This is a genomic window from Shewanella sp. NKUCC05_KAH, assembly GCF_019345585.1.
Classification (GTDB): domain Bacteria; phylum Pseudomonadota; class Gammaproteobacteria; order Enterobacterales; family Shewanellaceae; genus Shewanella; species Shewanella oncorhynchi.
Genome location: NZ_JAHKQZ010000002.1, coordinates 297,321 through 317,206, shown reverse-complemented (window position 1 = coordinate 317,206; position 19,886 = coordinate 297,321). Strand labels below are relative to the sequence as shown.

The 19,886-nt window shown below is 44.4% G+C and carries 21 protein-coding genes and 1 pseudogene; 9 read left to right on the top strand and 13 right to left on the bottom strand.

The window, feature by feature from the left end:
* Positions 1 to 24 precede the first annotated feature (24 nt).
* Both KO533_RS03300 and KO533_RS03295 read right to left on the bottom strand, forming a co-directional pair.
* Complete coding sequence (locus tag KO533_RS03300; RefSeq protein ID WP_028760422.1) at positions 25 to 462, bottom strand: DUF3010 family protein; 438 nt, start codon at positions 460 to 462, stop codon at positions 25 to 27.
* Positions 463 to 665: 203 nt separating this feature from the next.
* A complete protein-coding gene (locus tag KO533_RS03295) occupies positions 666 to 2,021 on the bottom strand; it encodes a DEAD/DEAH box helicase (protein ID WP_173496518.1) in 1,356 nt (451 codons plus the stop codon).
* A 250-nt stretch (positions 2,022 to 2,271) separates the two neighbouring features.
* On the opposite strand from KO533_RS03295, the gene rssA reads away from it, so the two are divergent.
* Positions 2,272 to 3,219 carry a patatin-like phospholipase RssA gene (rssA, locus tag KO533_RS03290; protein ID WP_219252851.1) on the top strand — a complete coding sequence of 316 codons (948 nt, stop codon included), beginning with the start codon at positions 2,272 to 2,274 and terminating at the stop codon, positions 3,217 to 3,219.
* A 135-nt stretch (positions 3,220 to 3,354) separates the two neighbouring features.
* On the opposite strand, the gene KO533_RS03285 is transcribed toward rssA, so the two are convergent.
* Entirely contained in the window at positions 3,355 to 4,365 is a 1,011-nt protein-coding gene (locus KO533_RS03285) for an NADP-dependent oxidoreductase (protein ID WP_219252848.1), read from the bottom strand.
* Between the two features lie 146 nt (positions 4,366 to 4,511).
* Here KO533_RS03285 and KO533_RS03280 point away from each other — a divergent pair, with 146 nt between their 5' ends.
* From KO533_RS03280 to KO533_RS03250, 7 genes are all read left to right on the top strand, one after another.
* On the top strand, positions 4,512 to 5,000 hold the full coding sequence (locus KO533_RS03280) for a MarR family transcriptional regulator (protein ID WP_105252906.1): 489 nt from the start codon (positions 4,512 to 4,514) through the stop codon (positions 4,998 to 5,000).
* Between the two features lie 119 nt (positions 5,001 to 5,119).
* On the top strand, positions 5,120 to 5,809 hold the full coding sequence (locus tag KO533_RS03275; protein ID WP_173245565.1) for a hypothetical protein: 690 nt from the start codon (positions 5,120 to 5,122) through the stop codon (positions 5,807 to 5,809).
* Positions 5,810 to 6,070: 261 nt separating this feature from the next.
* Positions 6,071 to 8,188 (top strand): anaerobic ribonucleoside-triphosphate reductase, encoded by a 2,118-nt coding sequence (nrdD, locus tag KO533_RS03270; RefSeq protein WP_219252846.1) that lies wholly within the window; start codon positions 6,071 to 6,073, stop codon positions 8,186 to 8,188.
* A gap of 113 nt (positions 8,189 to 8,301) precedes the next feature.
* Positions 8,302 to 8,763 (top strand): anaerobic ribonucleoside-triphosphate reductase-activating protein, encoded by a 462-nt coding sequence (gene nrdG / locus KO533_RS03265; protein ID WP_105252903.1) that lies wholly within the window; start codon positions 8,302 to 8,304, stop codon positions 8,761 to 8,763.
* Between the two features lie 114 nt (positions 8,764 to 8,877).
* On the top strand, positions 8,878 to 9,234 hold the full coding sequence (locus KO533_RS03260; RefSeq protein ID WP_028760414.1) for a YibL family ribosome-associated protein: 357 nt from the start codon (positions 8,878 to 8,880) through the stop codon (positions 9,232 to 9,234).
* Between the two features lie 272 nt (positions 9,235 to 9,506).
* Positions 9,507 to 10,121, top strand: coding sequence for a GTP cyclohydrolase II (ribA, locus tag KO533_RS03255; RefSeq protein ID WP_006087423.1), 615 nt, complete (start codon positions 9,507 to 9,509; stop codon positions 10,119 to 10,121).
* A gap of 57 nt (positions 10,122 to 10,178) precedes the next feature.
* Positions 10,179 to 11,123, top strand: coding sequence for a hypothetical protein (locus KO533_RS03250; protein ID WP_219252845.1), 945 nt, complete (start codon positions 10,179 to 10,181; stop codon positions 11,121 to 11,123).
* Between the two features lie 52 nt (positions 11,124 to 11,175).
* Here the strand turns inward: KO533_RS03250 and KO533_RS03245 are convergent, their stop codons facing one another.
* The 5 genes from KO533_RS03245 to KO533_RS03225 all read right to left on the bottom strand — a co-directional run bounded on the left by KO533_RS03245 (position 11,176) and on the right by KO533_RS03225 (position 16,431).
* The gene (locus tag KO533_RS03245; RefSeq protein ID WP_173245551.1) at positions 11,176 to 11,631 is read right to left on the bottom strand and encodes a FlxA-like family protein; all 456 of its coding nucleotides are present in this window, start codon (positions 11,629 to 11,631) and stop codon (positions 11,176 to 11,178) included.
* 169 nt (positions 11,632 to 11,800) lie between these two features.
* Positions 11,801 to 12,184: a VF530 family protein gene (locus KO533_RS03240; protein WP_219252843.1), complete on the bottom strand. Its 384-nt coding sequence runs from the start codon at positions 12,182 to 12,184 to the stop codon at positions 11,801 to 11,803.
* 182 nt (positions 12,185 to 12,366) lie between these two features.
* Positions 12,367 to 13,827 (bottom strand): carbon starvation protein A, encoded by a 1,461-nt coding sequence (locus KO533_RS03235; protein WP_219252841.1) that lies wholly within the window; start codon positions 13,825 to 13,827, stop codon positions 12,367 to 12,369.
* A gap of 199 nt (positions 13,828 to 14,026) precedes the next feature.
* A complete protein-coding gene (btsR, locus tag KO533_RS03230) occupies positions 14,027 to 14,737 on the bottom strand; it encodes a two-component system response regulator BtsR (protein WP_219252839.1) in 711 nt (236 codons plus the stop codon).
* Complete coding sequence (locus tag KO533_RS03225; RefSeq protein ID WP_028760408.1) at positions 14,734 to 16,431, bottom strand: sensor histidine kinase; 1,698 nt, start codon at positions 16,429 to 16,431, stop codon at positions 14,734 to 14,736. Before KO533_RS03225 ends, btsR begins: the two co-directional genes overlap by 4 nt.
* 128 nt (positions 16,432 to 16,559) lie before the next feature.
* Between KO533_RS03225 and KO533_RS03220 the strand changes: the two are divergent.
* A pseudogene (locus KO533_RS03220) lies at positions 16,560 to 16,802 on the top strand (YecH family metal-binding protein).
* 358 nt (positions 16,803 to 17,160) lie between these two features.
* On the opposite strand, the gene KO533_RS03215 reads toward KO533_RS03220, so the two are convergent.
* From KO533_RS03215 to KO533_RS03195, 5 genes are all read right to left on the bottom strand, one after another.
* The gene (locus tag KO533_RS03215) at positions 17,161 to 17,505 is read right to left on the bottom strand and encodes a replication protein RepA (RefSeq protein ID WP_219252837.1); all 345 of its coding nucleotides are present in this window, start codon (positions 17,503 to 17,505) and stop codon (positions 17,161 to 17,163) included.
* The gene (locus tag KO533_RS03210) at positions 17,492 to 18,160 is read right to left on the bottom strand and encodes an AAA family ATPase (protein ID WP_028760405.1); all 669 of its coding nucleotides are present in this window, start codon (positions 18,158 to 18,160) and stop codon (positions 17,492 to 17,494) included. Before KO533_RS03210 ends, KO533_RS03215 begins: the two co-directional genes overlap by 14 nt.
* 76 nt (positions 18,161 to 18,236) lie before the next feature.
* Entirely contained in the window at positions 18,237 to 18,539 is a 303-nt protein-coding gene (locus KO533_RS03205; RefSeq protein ID WP_173245538.1) for a PilZ domain-containing protein, read from the bottom strand.
* A 158-nt stretch (positions 18,540 to 18,697) separates the two neighbouring features.
* On the bottom strand, positions 18,698 to 19,102 hold the full coding sequence (locus tag KO533_RS03200; RefSeq protein ID WP_028760403.1) for a phosphate-starvation-inducible PsiE family protein: 405 nt from the start codon (positions 19,100 to 19,102) through the stop codon (positions 18,698 to 18,700).
* Between the two features lie 257 nt (positions 19,103 to 19,359).
* Complete coding sequence (locus KO533_RS03195) at positions 19,360 to 19,869, bottom strand: DUF2062 domain-containing protein (protein ID WP_028760402.1); 510 nt, start codon at positions 19,867 to 19,869, stop codon at positions 19,360 to 19,362.
* Between the last annotated feature and the right edge of the window lie 17 nt (positions 19,870 to 19,886).

Genomic DNA, 19,886 nt, shown 5'->3' with positions numbered 1-19,886 from the left:
CGGAGCCTGAGTTCATCACATTACTTAGACTTTGCCAAAAATTCGGCGATTTTGATGGGCATAAGCGGCTTCGAAAGCTAACTGCTGTACTTTTTTAAGATCTAAACTATCGAAATCAACTTGGGGTGGATTGCGCTTGTTTTGCTCTTTGATAGTGACAGGAGACAATAGACTGACGGGTAATTCCCCTAATTGAATGGCTGCTTCAAGTTTAAAACTTGTCGCTGAACCCGCGAGTTTACCTTTTTGCTCACGTTCTATGATGACAACTTCATCAACGCGATAATCTTGCATAAGCTTATGAAAAGCGAAGTGAAACTCACGAATAGCTTCTGTGGTAGCAGATTGGGAAACGGTGAAAGACACCTTACGGCATTCTGGCACATTGAAGGTTTCACCTTCATAGCTCAATAAACTGATAATGGCTTCGCCACCTTTTAATTCAACACCACAAACTCTCATGTTACACCTTCAAAATATCGATAATAGCGCTATTGTAGCTGGAAATGACATGAGGATCAGTGTTTACCATGCGCTTTTGATTCGCTTGGCGACAGACTGATAATTTTAGTATGTCAATTTCCAGTATTAGATCATGCCTATGTGATTTGTATCAGAGATAATATCTGATGTTAAATCCACCGGCCTTTATGCATAAATTAGTTTTAAACTTCTTCAGTATCATTGTCTTGCAGTAATTGTGCCGCAGCAGGTTTTCTACGCATAGGAGCATCGCCGACATCCACGCCCGTGATGAAACGCTTATCCCGCGACGGTGCTGGTGTGGTTGCTTTGGTTCTTTTGCTCTTACCTTTAGCAAGCTCCGCTTTAGCAACACGTTTTACTGGCGTCTGTTTAGCTTTGCTTTTTAGACCACTAAATTTAGCTTCTAGGCCTGGAATTGTGCTGATCTCAAAGGTTTTTCTGAGGAAGACTTGGACTTTCTTAAAGTTGTCCCAATCTTTTGGCCCGACGAGCGATATCGCATCACCTTTTGCGCCTGCACGACCAGTACGGCCGATACGATGCACGTATTCTTCGGCAAATTTAGGCATGTCGAAGTTAACGACCAAGGACACATTGAGCAAATCCAGGCCGCGAGAGGCGACATCGGTTGTCACTAGTACTTGTTGTTGGCCACGGGCAAATTGGTCCATGATTTGGTTTCGTGCGGCCTGCTTTAAATCACCGCTGAGTGCGGCGGTTGCAAAACCTTGCGTGGTTAATTTAGCGGCTAAGCGCTCAGTATCTGGACGCGTCGCGGTAAAAATAATCACTTGTTTATGGGTTTCATCTTTGAGCAAACGGGCTAATAACGCTTCTTTATGGTCTAAGTGGTCACATAAAAAGATACGTTGATGAATATCGTTATGCTCAGAGTGAGCCGCGCCAATCGCCACGTGCGCTGGATTTTTTAGTAATGTTGCTGCGATATCATTGATTTCGTCGTGATCTAACGTGGCAGAAAACATCAGCGTTTGACGGCGTTTATGATCGGCTGCATCGTTGATGGCTTTTAACTGCGGGGCAAAGCCTAAATCTAACATGCGGTCGGCTTCATCGAGGACTAATAACTCTAAGCCATTGAGAAAAAGATGCTTCTGTTCTAAATGATCGGCGATACGGCCTGGAGTCGCGACAATAAAATGCGGTTCTTTCGCTAAGGCTTTGGCTTGGTCATTAAAGTTTTCACCGCCCAGTACGCTGATGGCCTTGTATTGGGTGTTGGCGACAAGGAGGCGAAGCTGACTATAAACCTGATGTGCTAGTTCGCGAGTCGGTAATAAAATCAAGACTCTAGGATCACGTTTCGACAGTGAGCGGGTAGAAATGACTCTTTGCAATGCGGGTAACAAAAACGCTAAGGTTTTACCTGAGCCCGTTTTTGATGACGCCATTAAATCTTTACCTGCCAATGCGATAGGCAGTGCTTGTTCCTGGATGGCGGTGGGTTCTGTGATCCCCATATGTTTTATGCTTTGAAGCAGACGCTGGTCCAGAGAAAAATCGGTAAATTGCAAAGGTATATCCCCTAAATCTTAGTAAGGGCAGATTATAGCCTTAATCGCCCTTGCTCAGCTATCCACATCGGTGATTATCTCTGCTTCATGCACGGATTGATGTAGAAAGTGTGCCATTTATGCTCTGTTGATTGTATTTATTTACATTGGTATTACAACCTCTTAATTGTGTCGTTTTTACCGATTGACAGTGGATATGGCAGGATTTTACGTTATCGTGTACTGCATTGAGTTACAGGAGAAATGATTTATGGCTAACGGAACAACCCCTTTGGTAGGTATTGCCTTGGGTAGTGGGGCGGCGAAAGGTTGGGCACATATAGGTGTATTGAATGGTTTAGCTGCCATGGGTATTAAGCCCGATAAAGTGGCTGGATGTTCGGTAGGGGCTTTAGTGGGGGCCGCTTACGCCCATGATCATTTACCCGAGTTAGAAAAATGGGTGCGCGGTTTTTCTAGTTGGGACGTGCTTGGCTTGATGGATATTCGATGGCGTAAGGGCGGGCTTATCGGCGGAGACAAGGTGTTCGATGTGCTGCATGCACGTATAGGAGATGTGAATATTGAGAATCTCAATCGTCCCTTTGCAGCCGTCGCGACTGACTTATACTCTGGTCAGGAAATTTGGTTTACTGAAGGGGATTTACGGCAAGCGGTACGGGCCTCTTGCTCCATGCCGGGGATTTTAGCTCCTGTCAGACAAGGAGAACGCTGGTTAGTTGATGGTGCTGTGGTGAATCCTGTTCCTGTTTCGGTCAGCCGCGCCATGGGCGTTGATGTGGTGATTGCAGTGGATTTATATGGCTATCATTCTGGGCGTATCCAAGTGTTACCCGTGAATATGACCAGCCAAAGGACTGTCCAAGCTGAAATGGATATGCCAGCGCGACAAGAAACGGGCTTTATGGATTTATTCGCCCGTGGCCGAGATTATGTCAGCAACCTAACCGATAAGTTTTCACTCGGCACTAAATCGAATCCGGGGATGATTGCTGTGATGTCGCAATCTATGGGTATTTTAGAGCAAAGGCATAAACGGGCGCGGTTGATGGGCGATCCACCAGATATTTGTATTGTGCCAGAGGTGGGAAATATCGGCACTATGGAGTTTCACCGTGCTGATGAGGCGATTGCCGCCGGCGAAGCTGCGGTGGAGAAAGTCGCCCACTTGATTGAAGCTGCGCTCTGGAAAGGCTGATGATGCAAAATGTAGAGTCAAAAGCTTTCATATAGATAGCGTTTGATTGCAAGATAAACAAAAGTCGGTATCACTTTTGCGATACCGACTATTTGCTATCTCATATTGAGATGTTTATACCGCTTTGTTGGTGACTTAGGCTAGTTTGACCAACATTTTACCGCGATTCTTACCTTCAAATAGACCGATAAAAGCATCAGGTGCTTGTTCAAGCCCTTGATAAATTGTTTGTTCTGCTTTTACTTTGCCTTCCGCTAACCATTGAGTCATTTTTGCGGTGAACTCAGGATAATGCGCCCAATGTTCGGATACGATAAAGCCTTCTAACTTGAGTTTTCGCATTACAATTAGGGCTAAGTTGTCAGGGCCAGGTGTTGGAGTTGTGTTGTTATATTGTGAAATCATACCACAAACAGCGATACGTCCATGATCTTTCATATTGCTCAGCGCTGCGGCTAAATGCTCACCACCGACGTTCTCAAAATACACGTCAACCCCTTCTGGAGCTGCTTTTGTCAACGCTTGGGTAAGATTGCCACAAGTCTTGTAATTGATGACCGCATCAACACCATAACTTTTTAATAATTCAGCTTTTTCATCTGAACCGACAGAGGCTATTACACGAGCACCTATTAGTTTACCAATTTGGCAGGCTACGCTACCTACTGCGCCAGAGGCTGCGGAAACGAACAGTGTCTCACCCGCTTTTAAATCTGTAATGCGAGTCAGTCCTGTCCAAGCTGTCATGCCTGGCATTCCGAGTACGCCGAGGAAATGTGAATTATCAAGCGTAGTTAGTGGTAAAGCTGTCAGTCCTGCGGTATCTGTGACTGCGTGTTCACGCCAACCTAGCATGCTGCTGACTTTAGTACCAACCGGGAACTCGGTGTTTTTTGACGCGATAACTTCACCAATCGCACCGCCTTCTAAGACTTGATTTAAGGCGAAGGGCGGAACATAACTCTTGCGATCAACCATGCGCCCGCGCATGTAAGGGTCAACCGACATCCATAGATTTTTAATCAGCACTTGTCCATCAGCGAGCGGTGCTAACGCTTTATTTACTAAAGTAAAGTTCTGTGCCGTAGGCATGCCTTCTGGGCGACTAGCTAGATGGATTTCACGGGTTTCTGTCATACTCTTCATAAAAACTCACCTTTTGTTTGTGCGCAAACTAATGATGTTAACTCTACGTGGCTTTAAGATTGAATGCAAATAGTTTGCGCGCAAACTAGATGGGGTGGGACAGATCGGATAAGATAGCGTTATGTTTAAATGACAGGCGCTTAAACGTGCAGAATTGCTTACCTCAACCTGAGCTAGACGCTACAAAACAGACTCATAGCCAAGCTTCTAGCGATCCACTCTGTTTATCCGATAATGTTTGTTTCGCGTTATATTCTGCGAGCAATGCATTAGTGCGTGCTTATCGGCCTCTACTCGAGGCATACGAGTTAACTTTCCCTCAATATTTAGTGATGCAAACCCTGTGGCGTCAAAACGGCTGCAGCCAAACCCAGCTATCAATGGCGACTAAACTCGATATGGGAACCCTAACGCCAATAGTCAAGCGGTTAGAGTTGAAGGGGTTGATTACGCGATTAGCCTGCGTTGAAGATGAGCGGAAAAAACTGATCACTCTGACAAGTCAAGGAGAGGGTATCAGGCACGAAGCTCTTGCCTTGAAGCAAACCTTGCTTGATAAAGTGCAGATGGACGCTGAGGCACTCGATTTACTAAGGCGGCAATGTCTTGCCTTGATCGAAGATATTCAGTCCTAGATATAAGTTGGTTTATGCATAGTGATGCTATTAACTCAGGGGTTGCACTGATTAATACTTGATTGGCTTAGTTTTTGCTTTAAAACCGTCATTGAGTCTTAGACGCCGAATTTTTGACGATGAATTCTATTTTAAATGCCTTTAATCTTAATCGCAGCAGTGCCAGTATCGCCGATGCCTATGGTGCCAATAGCCAAAAGACGAGCACGGCTAAAACCGATACTACGACAGAAACGAATAAAACGCAGACGGATGCTACCAAACCCGATAAAGGTAAAACCGATGAGATAGCGCTGTCGCCACGGGCGCAACGCGCACAGAAAATTCAATCGATGGCGAAGGATTTTTTTGCCGATGGTCAATTTGGCGTCGCCGATATTCCTGCATTGGTGTCGCGCTTACAAAAGGATGGCATTTTATCGGATGTGCAACTCGAGCGTTTATCGAAAAACGGTATTACAGTGCCGAGCACAACAACGCCGACTAAACAATCGTTGCAAGATTTTTTAGATGATGAAATAAAATCATTAGCTAAAAAATCACCCAATAATCCTCTTATCAATACCTTAGTAGATGCTAAGAACGTCTTAACCAATATGGATGATGCTCAGTCGCCGGTGCTAGCCCAGAAGGCCACGAAAGTCCTTAGCCAATTGACGGATTATTTGAATTCTGAACCTCCGCTTACGGATGCTCAAAAGCAGCAGTGGCAGGGGCTAAAATCTATGATGCAACTCGCTTCATCTATGGGGGCACATCAATCTGCATCGGGCCAACTCAGTAGTTATCTTGCGCTTGCTAAACGTTAATTCACATCCATAGTGCGTGATAAACACAAATTGTCACGCATTCAACTAGCTGGGTTTAATCAGCAGGTCAAGGCGCAATTTTCAGATAATTGGGCCTAGCTGCAGTTCTTGTTTGTTCTTTTATTTCATCCTAAAAACTATGATCTGGATCATGGACTCCTTACCGTCATTGTAGCCTAATGCTCTACATATTGTGTTTTGTGCTTTTAAAATCACTAGATGTAGTGTTAATTTTTAGGCGAGATGGAGAGGAACTGAACAATGCCAGTCGTAATTAAGCGTGATGGTTGCCGCACACCTTTTGATGAAACAAGGATACGGGATGCAGTGAATGCCGCTGCAAACTCAGTTGGAATAGAGGATGGCGACTATGCAGCGACAGTGGCAGCGTGTATCAGTCAGAGCGTCGCGCCATTAGCAGAAGTCGATATCCACCATCTACAAGATGCGGTTGAGAATTTACTGATGGAAGGGCCGTACAAGTCCCTGGCGCGGGTGTATATCGAATACCGTCACGACAGAGATGTGTGCCGTGAAGCGACCAGTAAACTCAACCTCGAAATCCGTGGTTTAGTTGAGCAAAGCAATGCGGCTTTACTCAATGAAAATGCTAATAAAGATTCAAAAGTCATTCCTACTCAGCGGGATTTACTCGCGGGCATAGTCGCGAAACATTACGCCAAGAGTCATATTTTGCCAAAGGATGTGGTCGCTGCCCATGAAGCGGGCGAGATCCATTACCACGACCTAGATTACTCGCCGTTTTTCCCGATGTTTAACTGCATGTTGATTGATTTAGCTGGCATGTTGACCCACGGCTTTAAAATGGGTAATGCCGAAATTGAAACCCCTAAGTCTATTTCAACAGCGACAGCGGTGACCGCGCAGATCATTGCCCAAGTGGCGAGCCATATCTATGGCGGCACTACTATCAACCGTATCGATGAAGTGTTAGCGCCATTTGTCGCTAAGAGCTACGACAAGCATTACCAAATTGCACTGAATTGGAAGATCACCGACGCCAAAGCCTTTGCCACGGCGCAAACTGAAAAAGAATGTCACGATGCATTCCAGTCTTTGGAATATGAGGTCAATACCTTACACACTGCCAATGGCCAAACACCGTTCGTGACCTTCGGGTTTGGTTTAGGCACGTCATGGGAATCACGCTTAATTCAGCAATCAATGCTCAAAGTGCGGATGGCGGGATTGGGTAAAAATCGCAAGACTGCAGTATTCCCTAAGCTAGTGTTTGCGATTCGTGATGGTATTAATCATAAAGCGGGCGATTGCAATTACGATGTAAAACAGATGGCGCTCAAATGCGCGACAATGCGTATGTATCCCGACATCCTCAATTACGAGCAAGTCGAGAAAGTTACCGGTTCATTTAAAACCCCAATGGGCTGCCGTAGCTTTTTAGGCACCTATGAAGAAAATGGCGAGCTTGTGCATGAAGGGCGTAATAATTTGGGAGTGGTCAGTTTAAACCTGCCGCGGATTGCCTTAGAAGCCAATGGCGATGAGGCTGAATTTTATCGCATTTTAGATGACAGATTAGTAATAGCCCGTAAAGCACTGGATACCCGTATTGAGCGACTGAACGGTGTTAAAGCCCGCGTGGCACCTATCCTCTATATGGAAGGCGCCTGTGGTGTACGTTTACGGGCTGATGATGATGTGGCGCAAATCTTTAAAAATGGCCGCGCATCAATTTCACTCGGTTACATTGGCTTGCATGAAACTATGAATGCACTCTATGGTCCCCAAACCCATGTCTTTGATGATGCACAATTAAGGGAAAAAGCCGTTGCTATTGTAGCTTATCTTAAAGCGGCTACCGATGCGTGGAAGGCCGAAACAGGTTATGGCTTTAGTCTGTATAGCACGCCAAGTGAGAGTCTCTGCAGCCGTTTTTGTAAACTGGATGCGAAGCAATTTGGCCTAGTCACAGGGGTGACGGACAAGGGCTATTACACTAATAGTTTCCACCTTGATGTGGAAAAAAGCGTAAATCCTTACGATAAAATTGATTTTGAACAGCCATATCCCGCTATCGCGAACGGTGGTTTTATTTGTTACGGCGAATATCCCAATATGCAGCATAACCTCGAAGCGCTGGAAAACGTCTGGGATTATAGCTACAGCCGCGTGCCTTACTATGGCACTAACACACCAATTGATGAATGCTATGACTGTGGCTTTACCGGCGAATTTAGTTGTACCAGTAAAGGGTTCACTTGCCCTAAGTGTGGCAATCATGAGCCTAGTCGGGTTTCAGTGACGCGCCGTGTGTGCGGTTACTTAGGCAGTCCTGATGCGCGGCCCTTTAATTATGGCAAGCAAGAAGAAGTAAAACGCAGGATCAAACACTTGTAACACTATTACCTTATTCTGCCTGTTAGACTTATTCCGTGGCATCACGTGGCATCAATGGTGCCATGGGGTAAATACCAATGTTAAAAGATGAAATGCACTGTGAGTGACCATCAATGAATTACCATCAGTATTTCCCTATCGATGTGGTCAATGGCCCAGGTACCCGTGCGACCTTGTTTGTCTCTGGCTGTGAGCACCAGTGCCGCGGTTGTTACAACCAAAGCACGTGGGATCCCCGTTCTGGGCATGTGTTTGATAGGACGATGGAAGATAGGATTATTGCCGATCTCAATGATCAGCGGATTGTGCGCCGTGGTTTATCGCTTTCGGGCGGAGATCCTTTATTGCCTGTCAATCTCAGTGCCATTTTGACGCTCGTCAAACGAGTCAAGGCTGAGTGTAAGGGGAAGGATATTTGGCTGTGGACAGGTTATGTGCTCGATGAGTTGAGTGATGAACAGCGCGCCGTGTTGGCCTATATTGATGTGCTGGTGGACGGAAAATTTGAACAAAGTCTTGCCGATCCGAGTCTTGTCTTTCGCGGTAGCAGCAATCAGATCATTCGTTTGTTATAAAAGCGGTAACGAGGATCTGTAACTTGCTGCTATAATCTCAGGCCTTGACACAGACGCTAGCATAATCAGGCTAAGATTTTACTGTGGCTAACTTAGGTAATTTAAGGTAACAGAATGAATTTAAAGCAAGAACTGCAGCAGCTTAACGATAAATTAGATAAATTTCGTCGTAAACTTGCTGCGGCTGAACAAAGAGGCGATGACGTCATTATTGCCCAGTTCAAACGCGAAATCGCTGCGGTCACTAAGCAAATCGGCAGTGTGAAAGGGCAACAAACCCGCTTATTGAATAAGCAAGGGTCAGATATCAAAGGTTTGCCTTTCCATCGTGCTTTGACAAAAGCGGAACAAGCGGACATGGGCAAACTGAAAAAGTCTGTCAAAGGGCTTGTGGTAATCCACCCTATGACGGCTATCGGCCGTGAAATGGGGCTAACGGAAGTTACTGGATACGCTCCCGCAAAATTTTAATGTGGGATAGGATGTCACTGGCACGGGATCGAGTGTCGATCGCGTGTTTGTGCTCCTTGTATTTATGCACTGCTTCGTTTTAATCCATTCCTTCGTGCTGCCCATCGAAAAGACATTCATGTTTGGTTTAGTTGATTAAAACACTAAAGTATTTCTGGATTGTTCGAAAACACTTTAGAATAGTGCGCTTAGTTGGCTAAGTGCCTAATCCTCGTTTTGTTTCTAGGGATCTTATTCGTCTCATGGAATGAGAGTTGTCGTTAAGGTTAAGTATGTCGATAAAATATGTCGCGACGTCAAAGTTACCCACTCCTTGGGGCGTGTTTGCCATGCATGGTTTTGAAGATACCGAATCAGGTAAAGAGCATGTTGCGCTCACATTCGGTACTCTCAGTGCGGATGAACCTGTGTTGGGCCGTATTCATTCCGAGTGTTTAACCGGCGATGCTTTATTTAGCTTGCGTTGTGACTGTGGTTTTCAGTTACAAGCTGCCATGCAAAATATTGCGGAAACGGGCAGTGGCTTTATCCTCTATTTACGCCAAGAAGGCCGTGGCATTGGTTTGCTGAATAAAATTCGCGCCTATGAGCTGCAAGATAAAGGCGCCAACACGGTTGAAGCCAACGAGCAACTCGGTTTCGAAGCGGATATGCGTAAATACGACATGATCAAGCCTATGCTGGAACAGATAGGGGTGAAGCATGTGCGTTTGATGACCAATAATCCGCGTAAAGTGAAAGCGATGAAGGAGTTTGGCATCGAAGTGGTTGAGCGCGTACCACTGCAAGTTGGTAAAAATCGTTATAACGAAGCGTACTTAAAAACTAAATCCACTGAGCTTGGACACATGATGTCTGAATATCATTTTATGGATGAAAATAAGTAATTTTGTCATCATGATGAGTCAACCGATTGAGTTAAAAATGAGGAAGGTTTAAGTCAATTGAGCCATTTTTTCAGTCGGTTGCTATTAAGCTTGTCGCTAATGTGCTTGGCATTACTGAGCGTTATTCCTACCACCTTTGCCGATAGTGTCTCTGCTACAAATACATTCGTATCTGCATCTCAAGCGGATTATTCCGACTTTTCTATCAATCATGCACCTAATAATGCTAATGGTAGTAATCCGATAGAAACTAGCACTAATCCAAATTCCGTTTACGCCTTTGGTAGTTATCTTGGCACTGGCGTTTACCGCGCTGCAAACCAAAATGCGACCGTCGTTAGTATTCCGTTAACTTTTGATTTGAAGAAAGATAGTGGTAGCCAAACTTGGTTACGTTTACCTATCTCCTTTGGCTTTTTTGATTATTTAGCCAAAGATATCACTGAAGGCGAGTTACCGTCGTCGATAGGTACTATGACAGTTACCCCAGGTTTTGAGCATCATTGGCAGGCGAACGAAAATACTCGAATGGAAGGGTATTTAGATATCGGTTTTGGCACTAACTTCGATAAAAACGATAACGTTGCTATTATCGCCTCAGGGATCAGTAGCTTGTATGACTTTACCTTAGCAGGGCAGGATGCTGTGTGGGTATCGAGATTACGCTTTGCAGGGTACAGCGAGCACTATGGTAAGTTTTCGGATCAATTTGCAGTACTACAAACAGGTGTTGATTTAGGGTTAGCACCACGCTGGCAATGGTGGGATCTGCAGGTGCAACCAAGGATCTTTGCTGTAGGCTATTGGTATTTCAATGAACTTAGATTTATTAGCGAGATAGAGCAAGATACCATAGTTTCAGGCAGTTATGAGGCCGGTTTTTCCCTCGCGTTTTCTAAGCCGTTAGGCGGTGAATTATTGAGTGTTGATCGCATCGGATTCAGTTATCGTCGTGGCGATGGGCTCAATGTTTGGCGTTTAATGTTTAGCTTTCCTATCTAGGTTATCATCCATTACGGGCTGTATTACAAAGACTATTGGTCAGTTATCTTGTCTAAGCTGACTTTTGCGCGTCGCGCATCTTCTTATCAGTCAAGGTTGCTATTTGACTACTTAGCTGCATTATTTGTTCTTGGATTAGCTTACGTTGTTGCTCTGCAACCTCAGAGTCATCTCCTTTAAGTTTGGCCAGCATTTTTTGTAGTGCTTTGATCTGCTCTTTTATTTTCTGGATTTGTTGGTCGATTAACGTCATGGGCTCTTCTGACGCATCATTTTCTGTTCCATCTTTTTTGGCTGCAGCATTGTCTCTTAAAGGGGCACCTACATCTGCGGACAATGCGGCGCGGCCGGCTGAAGAAATGGAGACTGTGTCTTGAGTATCCTGCGCATCTGCTGTCGATTCATTAGTCGCCGTTTTTGTTGTGGCAGGAGTTGCTGCGATATATGCGCCCGATACCGGAGTGAAAGTTGAGCCGATTGTGGCACTGTTTATTCCATTAATGCTCATTCCATACTCCATTAGATGCAAACTGTGTTGATACTCAAATCGCTATCGGCCATTAATTGGAAAACTGAAGCTAATTTTTGGCTTATTTGGCAAAAAGCGCGATATTGCTGATGACAATACAGCCCTCAAGTGAGGACTGTTCACGTTTTATGGCTGCAGAGGGCGAAGATTAACTGTTACCCCAAATATGACTATTTACTTTGTCATCTGTGCTAGGTTTATCGCTTTTAACAGACTTGTCAGGGGGAGTTTGATTGGTTTTCTTCGTCGCAATTTTTGCCGCAGGCTTCTTAGCCGCTTGACTAGAGTCTGCTTTGGGTGGCGGCAAGGGTAATTTATTGGCTCTTAAATAAAGATATTCGACTTTATCCCGCGCCCACTCTGTTTTTCTCAAAAAACGTAAACTGGATTTGATGCTGGGATCGTGGGTAAAACAGCGGATATTAATTCTTTCCCCTAATTCTTCCCAGCCGTATTTCTCGACTAAATAAGTGATGATCGTTTCCAGTTTAATGCCGTGGAGCGGGTTATTCGATTGATTCATATTATGCATGTTGCAATGTGCTATGGCGGGAGTATAGCAGTTTTGTATGCCTGATACAGTGTGGAATGGTATCGAGTCAAGCTTGAATACCTTGCTAGCTTAAACCTGTGATAGCTGTTATTGGTGGAGCAGTATGATCAAAACAGGCGCAATAAAGCGCCTGTTTTAGGTTGGTCATTTGGACTGTTTGACTAGTCTTTGACTGGCTCTTTAAGCTCAGTTTCAACCGGTAAATCAATTTCGCCTTTACCTTTGGTTTTCACAATCAAGAGTGCTGTAATCACTAAGGTTGTGACTATGCCCGCTATGGTTGATACCGTCATAGGTAAACCTGCGCCTAAGGTTGACGAGTTCAGTAGGAAGGTGATTACCACAGTGGTCATAAACATCGCTGGAATTGTCGCAATCCAATGCAGTTTGTTATGTCGTAGCAGGTAAGCCGAAGCCGTCCACAGCATTAATACTGCAGTGGCTTGGTTTGCTACACCGAAGTAGCGCCAAATCACACCAAAGTCCACTTGGGTCAATATGCCGCCGATAACAAATAGTGGGAGAGCTAACACTAAGCGCTTTGGTAGTGAGATTTGTGGCATATTGAAAAATTCAGCCAGAATCAAACGTGCAGAGCGGAAAGCCGTATCGCCTGAGGTAATCGGCAGAATAATCACCCCTAGGATAGCCATAAAGCCACCGATAGCGCCTAACAGACCGGTAGAGGCCTCATAGACGACGTTGGCAGGGTTACCTGACATACCCGCACTCAACCCTTCTACTCCGCCAAAGTAAGACAACGCGATGGCACACCAAAGCAATGCGATTATGCCTTCGCCAATCATGGCGCCAAAGAAGACGAAGCGACCATTTGTCTCGTTTTCAACGCAGCGGGCCATTAACGGTGATTGAGTAGCATGGAAACCCGATACCGCGCCACAGGCAATAGTGATGAATAGGGCAGGCCAAAGTGGCATGTCGTTCGGATTTAAGTTTTGGAAGAAATCGCCCGCTTGTACGTTAGGCAGTAAGGTATGCTCGCTTGATAGCATAATTGCGAAAGCTAAACCAAACGACATGAAGAACAATAAAGCGCCAAAGAAGGGGTACAGACGACCGATAATTTTATCGACAGGTACCACAGTTGCAATCAGGTAATAGACGAAGATTATACCAACGAAGATACTGACATCCCAACCAGTAAGCTTGCCAAGTAAGCCAGCAGGCGCAGAGATAAAGACCACACCGACGAGCAGTAACAGCACAATAGCAAACACGTTCATGAAGTGTTTGGCGCTCTTACCTAAATACTTACCCGCAAGGTTTGGCACGGATTGACCGCCATTGCGCACTGACAACATACCGGAGAAGTAGTCATGTACTGCACCTGCAAAGATACAGCCAACCACAATCCACAACATGGCTGCAGGACCATAGAGTGCACCTAAGATAGGACCAAAGATTGGGCCTACGCCTGCAATGTTTAATAATTGAATTAGATAGACTTTGCCTTTAGACATAGGCACAAAGTCGACGCCATCAGTTTGACTGAAAGCGGGTGTTTGACGATTAGCGTTAATGCCGAAGACTTTCTCGACAAAGGCGCCGTAGATAAAGTAGCCGCCGATCAGTAGACCGACACAGAGTAGGAACCACATCATTTTTGTTATCTCCCCATTTGAGTTCTGGCGAGTGTAAACAAGTTGTTGATATAAAACTTTGTAATCTCAATGAGTGGTCGAAAATGCAGTGTGAGCGGCAATAGGCGAGCTTAAGTGGTTACCATTGTATGTTAACGGTGAGTGTTGTTGGCCATCTTATGGCTAAAAATACGTCGCTAAGATGACTTTTTAATTGTGTTTATTGAAAGCCAAATAGCTGTTTAAGGCTTTTAAGATAGCGGCGTGATACGGGGACTTTATCGCCTAAATGAGTGGTGACTTCAGCCCCTGTATCTAACAGCTCAATTTCAGCAATCGCCTTAGGTGAAATCAAATACTGCCGATGGCAGCGCACCAGTGGGGTTTTTTCTTCGAACACTTTCAAGGTCAACTGGGTATGGACTTTGCCTTTCGTGCTGGCCACATGGATGCCGCTTAAGTCACTGAACACATATTCCACATCTTGGATTGCAATGACTTTGAGTTTATTGCCGCTGTAACAGGGAATATGTTCAAGATTCTTTGGGGTAATGGAGTCCATAGCCTGAGGCGTTAGATTTTTACGCACACGAGTGAGGGTTTTACTGAGTCTGTCGGCATCTATGGGTTTGAGTAAATAATCGAAGGCATGATTGTCGAAGGCTTTGACGGCAAATTCGTCGTAGGCGGTGACAAACACGATTTTCGGCATGTCATCGGGGTCGAGCATTGCAATAAGTTCCATGCCCGAAATGCGTGGCATTTGGATATCAAGAAAGATTAACTGAGGTTTTTCTTTGGTTATGCTCTGTAATGCCTCAATAGCATTGGCGCATTGACCGACGATTTGGATGTCGTGTTCTTGCCCCAAAAGGTCAGCTAATTCTTCACGAGCAAACAGCTCATCATCGACAATTAAACAAGTGATCACGTGCGGTTATCCATATTTGATGTTTCAGGGCTTTCTATGGGCAATCTTATGGTGACACGAGTCAATTGATCGGGCTCGCACTCCACTGTCACGCCGTATTGTTCGCCAAAAATATTCTGAATTCGCTTATGCACTAAGTTCATCCCTAGGCCTTCTGAGCCCTCTATGGGCTGATACAACCCGGCATTGTCTGTGACTTCTAGCTCCAGCACATCATTTTCGAGCTTGCCAGTTACTTTAATCTGCCCTTGCTCAATCATGTGCGAAGTGCCGTGCTTTACGGCATTCTCAATAATTGGCTGCAGGGTAAAGGCGGGGACTTTACAGTGGTAGAGTGATTCAGGTATCGCGATACTGACTTGTAATTTATCAATAAAACGCGCTTTTTCAATGGTGAGATAGGACGCTATGTGATCTAGCTCATCCCCAAGCGTCACTAAGCCTGTCGTTCGCTTTAAATTGATCCGTAAAAATTGCGATAACTGCTGCAGTAGCTGCTTAGACATATCAGGATCACGTTTGATAATCGCGCTAATGGTATTCAGTGCATTAAATAAAAAGTGCGGATTGACCTGAGCCTGTAGCAATTTAAGTTCGGCTTGAGTCAGTAGATTTTGCTGTTGCTCAAACCGGCCATAAAGAATTTGGTTTGATAATAGGCGGGCAATACCTTCACCTAAAGTACGGTTGATATTCAAAAAAAGTTTATTCTTAGGCTCATAGAGTTTAATCGTGCCAATGACTTCAGTATCACTGCGCAGCGGGATCACTAGACTTGACCCTAGACGGCAATGAGAAGAAATAGAGCATGCATAGGGCGTTTCAACGCCATCGGCGAACATGACCTTATTTTGATTGATGGCTTCTAAGGTGATTTTAGATGAAATCGGTGTACCAGGGAGATGGTGATCGGCGCCTATGCCAATAAAGGCTAACAGTTTTTCCCTGTCCGTGATGGCCACAGCACCCACATTGGTTTCTTCGATGACGATTTGGGCGACATGACTACTACTTTCTTCGTTAAATCCTTTGGATAGTAATCCGACACTGCGTTCGGCAATTTTTAATGCCTTAGTCGAAAAGCTCGATGAGAGTTTATCAAACATGGTTTTTTGGTCACGGATCATGCTCATAAAGAGTGCAGCTCCCACGGAGTTCACTAACAACATGGGCGGCGCGATTTGACGTACTAATTCCCATGCATCATCGAAGGGGCGTGCGACCAAAAGTATGATGCTCATTTGCATCATTTCAGCATAAAAAGTCACTAGGCAAACGAGTAATGGATTGTAGATGAGCTCACTTTTATCTGCGCGTCTTAAGTAGAAGCTTATCATCCCAGCGGATAAGCCTTCTAAGGTGGTGGAGATGGCGCAGGCTATATCAGTAAAGCCGCCCATACTGTAGCGGTGTAGCCCACCAGTCAGCCCCACCAGAAAACCAGTAACCGGTCCTCCTAATAATCCGCCTAAAACGGCGCCCATAGCACGAGTGTTGGCAATCGCTCCTGAGGTTTGCTCACCAAAATAAGTGGCCATGATGCAGAAACTCGAAAAAATCAGATACATAAAAATCTTATGTGGCAGACGAGGAGACGTTTCGGCAAACAGTTTAAACAGTGGCGTTTTACTGACTAAGTAAACGATCACTAAGTACAGCGACATCTGTTGGGTCAGTAATAGGATCAAAGACATAATGGCTCACATTATCGTCACAGATGTCGGCGCAGTCGTCCCCATTTGAAAGTTTGTGCGCGAGATCAGGGTTCGAATTTAACCGTTAGGATATAAAGAACAATAATATTGCATCTTTAGGAGGACATATGTCCAATTCTGTTCACGGTCATGATGTTATGGCGCTGATGGTAGCTCAAGGGGCCGCTATTATAAAGCCTGAATTAATTTCCATGATGGAGTAAAAGTTTGGCTCGGCGGCTCGATACCATACTTGTAGTGCAACTGATTTGAGTGCCGAAGCATTAATTGAGTTACTCATAGGTAAAGGTAAGTTTTACGAAACGTCCCAAGGTATACAACTTGTAGCAGGGCGAAAGTGTGAGCATTAATACCAATCGTATTAACTATCTGTTTATTCAGCGGGAATTTAACTCGCTTTAGACAAGGCGAAGGCTTGAAGGCATAGCGGTGCTCTGTCCAAAGCATTAAACGCTGTATAAGCGTGTTGCCATGCAGTGAATATCAGCCGTCCTTCGGGAGCCACAGGCATTCCACTCCGGTGTTGCATTACTTAAAAGGGAATGACCATTTCTGCGTCAATGCGTCTTGGATTGAGATGCCGGTGAGGCTCTGAACTGACTAACTATTTAATGTGATTGGTATAATACACAGTGACAATAGCGTGTACTCATTTTATTTCGTTGATTAGTTTTTAGCCACTTAGACGTGTAATCGTTTTGTTGAAGCTCAGGTTTCATCGTGGCGCTTATTTGCAATTTGCTCCTGCTGTGCGGGAGTGAGTAGGGTAAACTCATTGATCAAAATACGCAGTAATCGAGATTTTGCAATATTGGTGGATTTCGATAGGGCGTCAAGCTGAGAAATACTGTTTTCAGTGAGGGTAAAGGTCGCGTGGCGATAAATCTTAGTCGATTTTTTATCTAAGCCCTTAACTATGGTGTGTGTGGTGGGCGCAGCTAATAAACTCGCCTTACCTAAGGCGTAGTTATTGGCATCTTCAATGAAATCATCGACAGAAACCGGCTTGATGATTTGCTTAGGTTTCTTACGTTTAAGATCAGTTAAGCTCATAGCTATTTTCTGGTGGCATTGCGAATAACTCATCCGCTATGGCGCGGATCTCATCAGCTGCTTTCCCATCGGGTTCTATTTCGACGACTGAAGAGCCTCTTTCTTCACTGTCATCATAAATATTTCGACAAAATGTAACTGAATTTAGCACCCTTAGTCCAAAGGATTGCACCACATCTTTGGCTTCTAAAATGCGTTTAAACTGTGTAGGAAGCGCTGGACATTGGGTTAGCACTATAGTCGCGATCATTTTAGGATTCACCATTTTACAAGTGCTTAGCATGTCTTCCATGTGGGGTAATGTTTTGAGATCGCGTCTTTTGGGTCTGAGGGGGATCACAACATAAGTCGCTACCGACATAGCTGCGCGCATGGCTAAGTTATCTTGGCCACCACAATCTACAATTACGTAGTCAAAACGCTCATTGAGGCTGAGTAAATCATTACGAATCTTGCCGTAAAGTTGGATGCAATTAATACTTGGGAGGCTTGGATCATTATTTCTTGCTTGGATCCAATCTGAAGTCGTGCGTTGGGGATCACAATCGACCATGAGGACGTTTGCCTGAAATTTTTGCTTAATATAAACGGCAAGATTTTGAGCGAGACAACTTTTTCCGCTACCACCTTTTTCACCACCTACCAGCAAGATCATACAGACGCCCCTTAATGAATTGTTCAATTCATTAAGTGTAGAACAGAGCCATTAAAGCTGCGAAATTTAAGTTAAATTAAAGCAGTTGCATAGCAATATGGTAGCTTTGGTCATGGCATCTCGCGCAACGGCAGACTTGTCCTTTAACAGTATTTTGTTGGGTTGAATTGGGATTAAAGGTCACTTCGATGAGTTCGCCCAGTGCAAACGGATTTTTATAATCGAATAAAATGCCGCGTCTTGCTAAGTCGATACATACACCTTCATCAGTTTGCCTCATGCCTTGAGTGTCGATCCAATTCAAGACCACGCGCTCTGCTTCCATGTCGACTCGCAGTGATGTGCGTTTTTCTTCAAAACCAGTAGTATGGTCACCCATAACTCAATTGCCCCGTAAATTATTGATCTCAGTAAAACTAGCATAATTGCTTTTTGGCAGAATACCAATGTGAAAGCTAGGTCTTTGATAATAGTTTTAAAACGAGAACAGCAGGTGCCATTGATTTAGGTTTCAATAGCACCAACTCAGGTATTTGATTAATTGTCGTATTCTTGATTTTTTGGATAAGGCATTTTTAATTGGCCCCAACGAATCACAATCACGGTTGCCGCTAAAATTAGCGTCGATAATGATATTGCTGCGATACGCCAGTCTTCCATGCTCTTCATATCTAAGATTAGGTAACGGGCCAAGGCGACAATCGCAATATAAAGCGGCATACGTACTGGTAACTTACCGGATTCATAGTAGTTAGCCACCATGGCTAATACTTCTAAGAAAATAAATAACAAGAGTAAATCAGCCAGTGCGACCATACGTACAGAGATGATATGCACAATTTCTTGGCCTATTGCGACAACGGTGGCAATGGCAATAATAAATAGGACTAAGTGTTCAACGGCTTTAAGGCTTTTAGAACCATATTGATGATAAAAAGGCATGGATATTCCCTACTTGATGTTTTTATAAATAGTAACAGCAAAAATCTATTTTTAGGGAAAAGCTAGGCGCCGCTGTGTGATTTAATTCACAGATATGTACGATCTTAAATTCGGCGCAAAGTGGAGTTAACGTGCTTGTATGTAGAAGGTGATTCACATGATGAACAAAAGGGAAGCGAGAGCGAATGTGTTAATCCGCTTATGCTGTTATCTCGACTCAATCGTTGTACCAACATAAGCGGTTTGAATATAAGAGATTATTTATTCTTGCGTTTCTGCCACTTAAACATAATTGAATATTTCCACAGATTATTAATCAGCAAATAACCAACAGCGGAAAAAACCACTCCTAGCACGAGACACCCGAGTAAGAATGCCGGACCTATGGTCGCAAGCGATGCTTCAATCCATTGCCAACTTGCTTCGAAGGCAAAATCTTGCGGAGCATGGCCGAGTATTTTAGCACCGAGTAAATACGCACCATAAAACATCACTGGCATAGTTAAGGGATTGGTTATCCATACTAATGCAACTGAAACAGGAATATTAACGTTAAATAGAATGGCAAAAGCCGCTGCAACAACCATCTGAAATGGCATGGGGATCCAAGCGACAAATAACCCTACGGCAAATGCGCCTGGGGCGGATTTTCGATTAAGTGCCCATAGATTGGGATTATGTAACAAGCGTCCGAACATGCGTAAGTGTTTATGCTCACGCAAGGTTTCAGGCTTAGGCATAAATCTTTTAATTAATTTTTTTGGCATATGCTGAAATTGCTGTC

What these genes read in the sequence shown, in the direction of transcription:
- KO533_RS03195 (WP_028760402.1), bottom strand. Translation starts at nt 19,869, where the DNA reads ATGCCAAAAAAATTAATTAAAAGATTTATGCCTAAGCCTGAAACCTTG.
- KO533_RS03205 (WP_173245538.1), bottom strand. Translation starts at nt 18,539, where the DNA reads ATGGGTGACCATACTACTGGTTTTGAAGAAAAACGCACATCACTGCGA.
- KO533_RS03285 (WP_219252848.1), bottom strand. Translation starts at nt 4,365, where the DNA reads ATGAAGAGTATGACAGAAACCCGTGAAATCCATCTAGCTAGTCGCCCA.
- KO533_RS03200 (WP_028760403.1), bottom strand. Translation starts at nt 19,102, where the DNA reads ATGCCTTTTTATCATCAATATGGTTCTAAAAGCCTTAAAGCCGTTGAA.
- KO533_RS03215 (WP_219252837.1), bottom strand. Translation starts at nt 17,505, where the DNA reads ATGAGCTTAACTGATCTTAAACGTAAGAAACCTAAGCAAATCATCAAG.
- KO533_RS03275 (WP_173245565.1), top strand. Translation starts at nt 5,120, where the DNA reads ATGAATTCTATTTTAAATGCCTTTAATCTTAATCGCAGCAGTGCCAGT.
- KO533_RS03300 (WP_028760422.1), bottom strand. Translation starts at nt 462, where the DNA reads ATGAGAGTTTGTGGTGTTGAATTAAAAGGTGGCGAAGCCATTATCAGT.
- KO533_RS03260 (WP_028760414.1), top strand. Translation starts at nt 8,878, where the DNA reads ATGAATTTAAAGCAAGAACTGCAGCAGCTTAACGATAAATTAGATAAA.
- KO533_RS03240 (WP_219252843.1), bottom strand. Translation starts at nt 12,184, where the DNA reads ATGCATAATATGAATCAATCGAATAACCCGCTCCACGGCATTAAACTG.
- KO533_RS03210 (WP_028760405.1), bottom strand. Translation starts at nt 18,160, where the DNA reads ATGATCTTGCTGGTAGGTGGTGAAAAAGGTGGTAGCGGAAAAAGTTGT.
- KO533_RS03225 (WP_028760408.1), bottom strand. Translation starts at nt 16,431, where the DNA reads ATGTCTTTGATCCTATTACTGACCCAACAGATGTCGCTGTACTTAGTG.
- ribA (WP_006087423.1), top strand. Translation starts at nt 9,507, where the DNA reads ATGTCGATAAAATATGTCGCGACGTCAAAGTTACCCACTCCTTGGGGC.
- rssA (WP_219252851.1), top strand. Translation starts at nt 2,272, where the DNA reads ATGGCTAACGGAACAACCCCTTTGGTAGGTATTGCCTTGGGTAGTGGG.
- KO533_RS03245 (WP_173245551.1), bottom strand. Translation starts at nt 11,631, where the DNA reads ATGAGCATTAATGGAATAAACAGTGCCACAATCGGCTCAACTTTCACT.
- nrdG (WP_105252903.1), top strand. Translation starts at nt 8,302, where the DNA reads ATGAATTACCATCAGTATTTCCCTATCGATGTGGTCAATGGCCCAGGT.
- nrdD (WP_219252846.1), top strand. Translation starts at nt 6,071, where the DNA reads ATGCCAGTCGTAATTAAGCGTGATGGTTGCCGCACACCTTTTGATGAA.
- KO533_RS03235 (WP_219252841.1), bottom strand. Translation starts at nt 13,827, where the DNA reads ATGATGTGGTTCCTACTCTGTGTCGGTCTACTGATCGGCGGCTACTTT.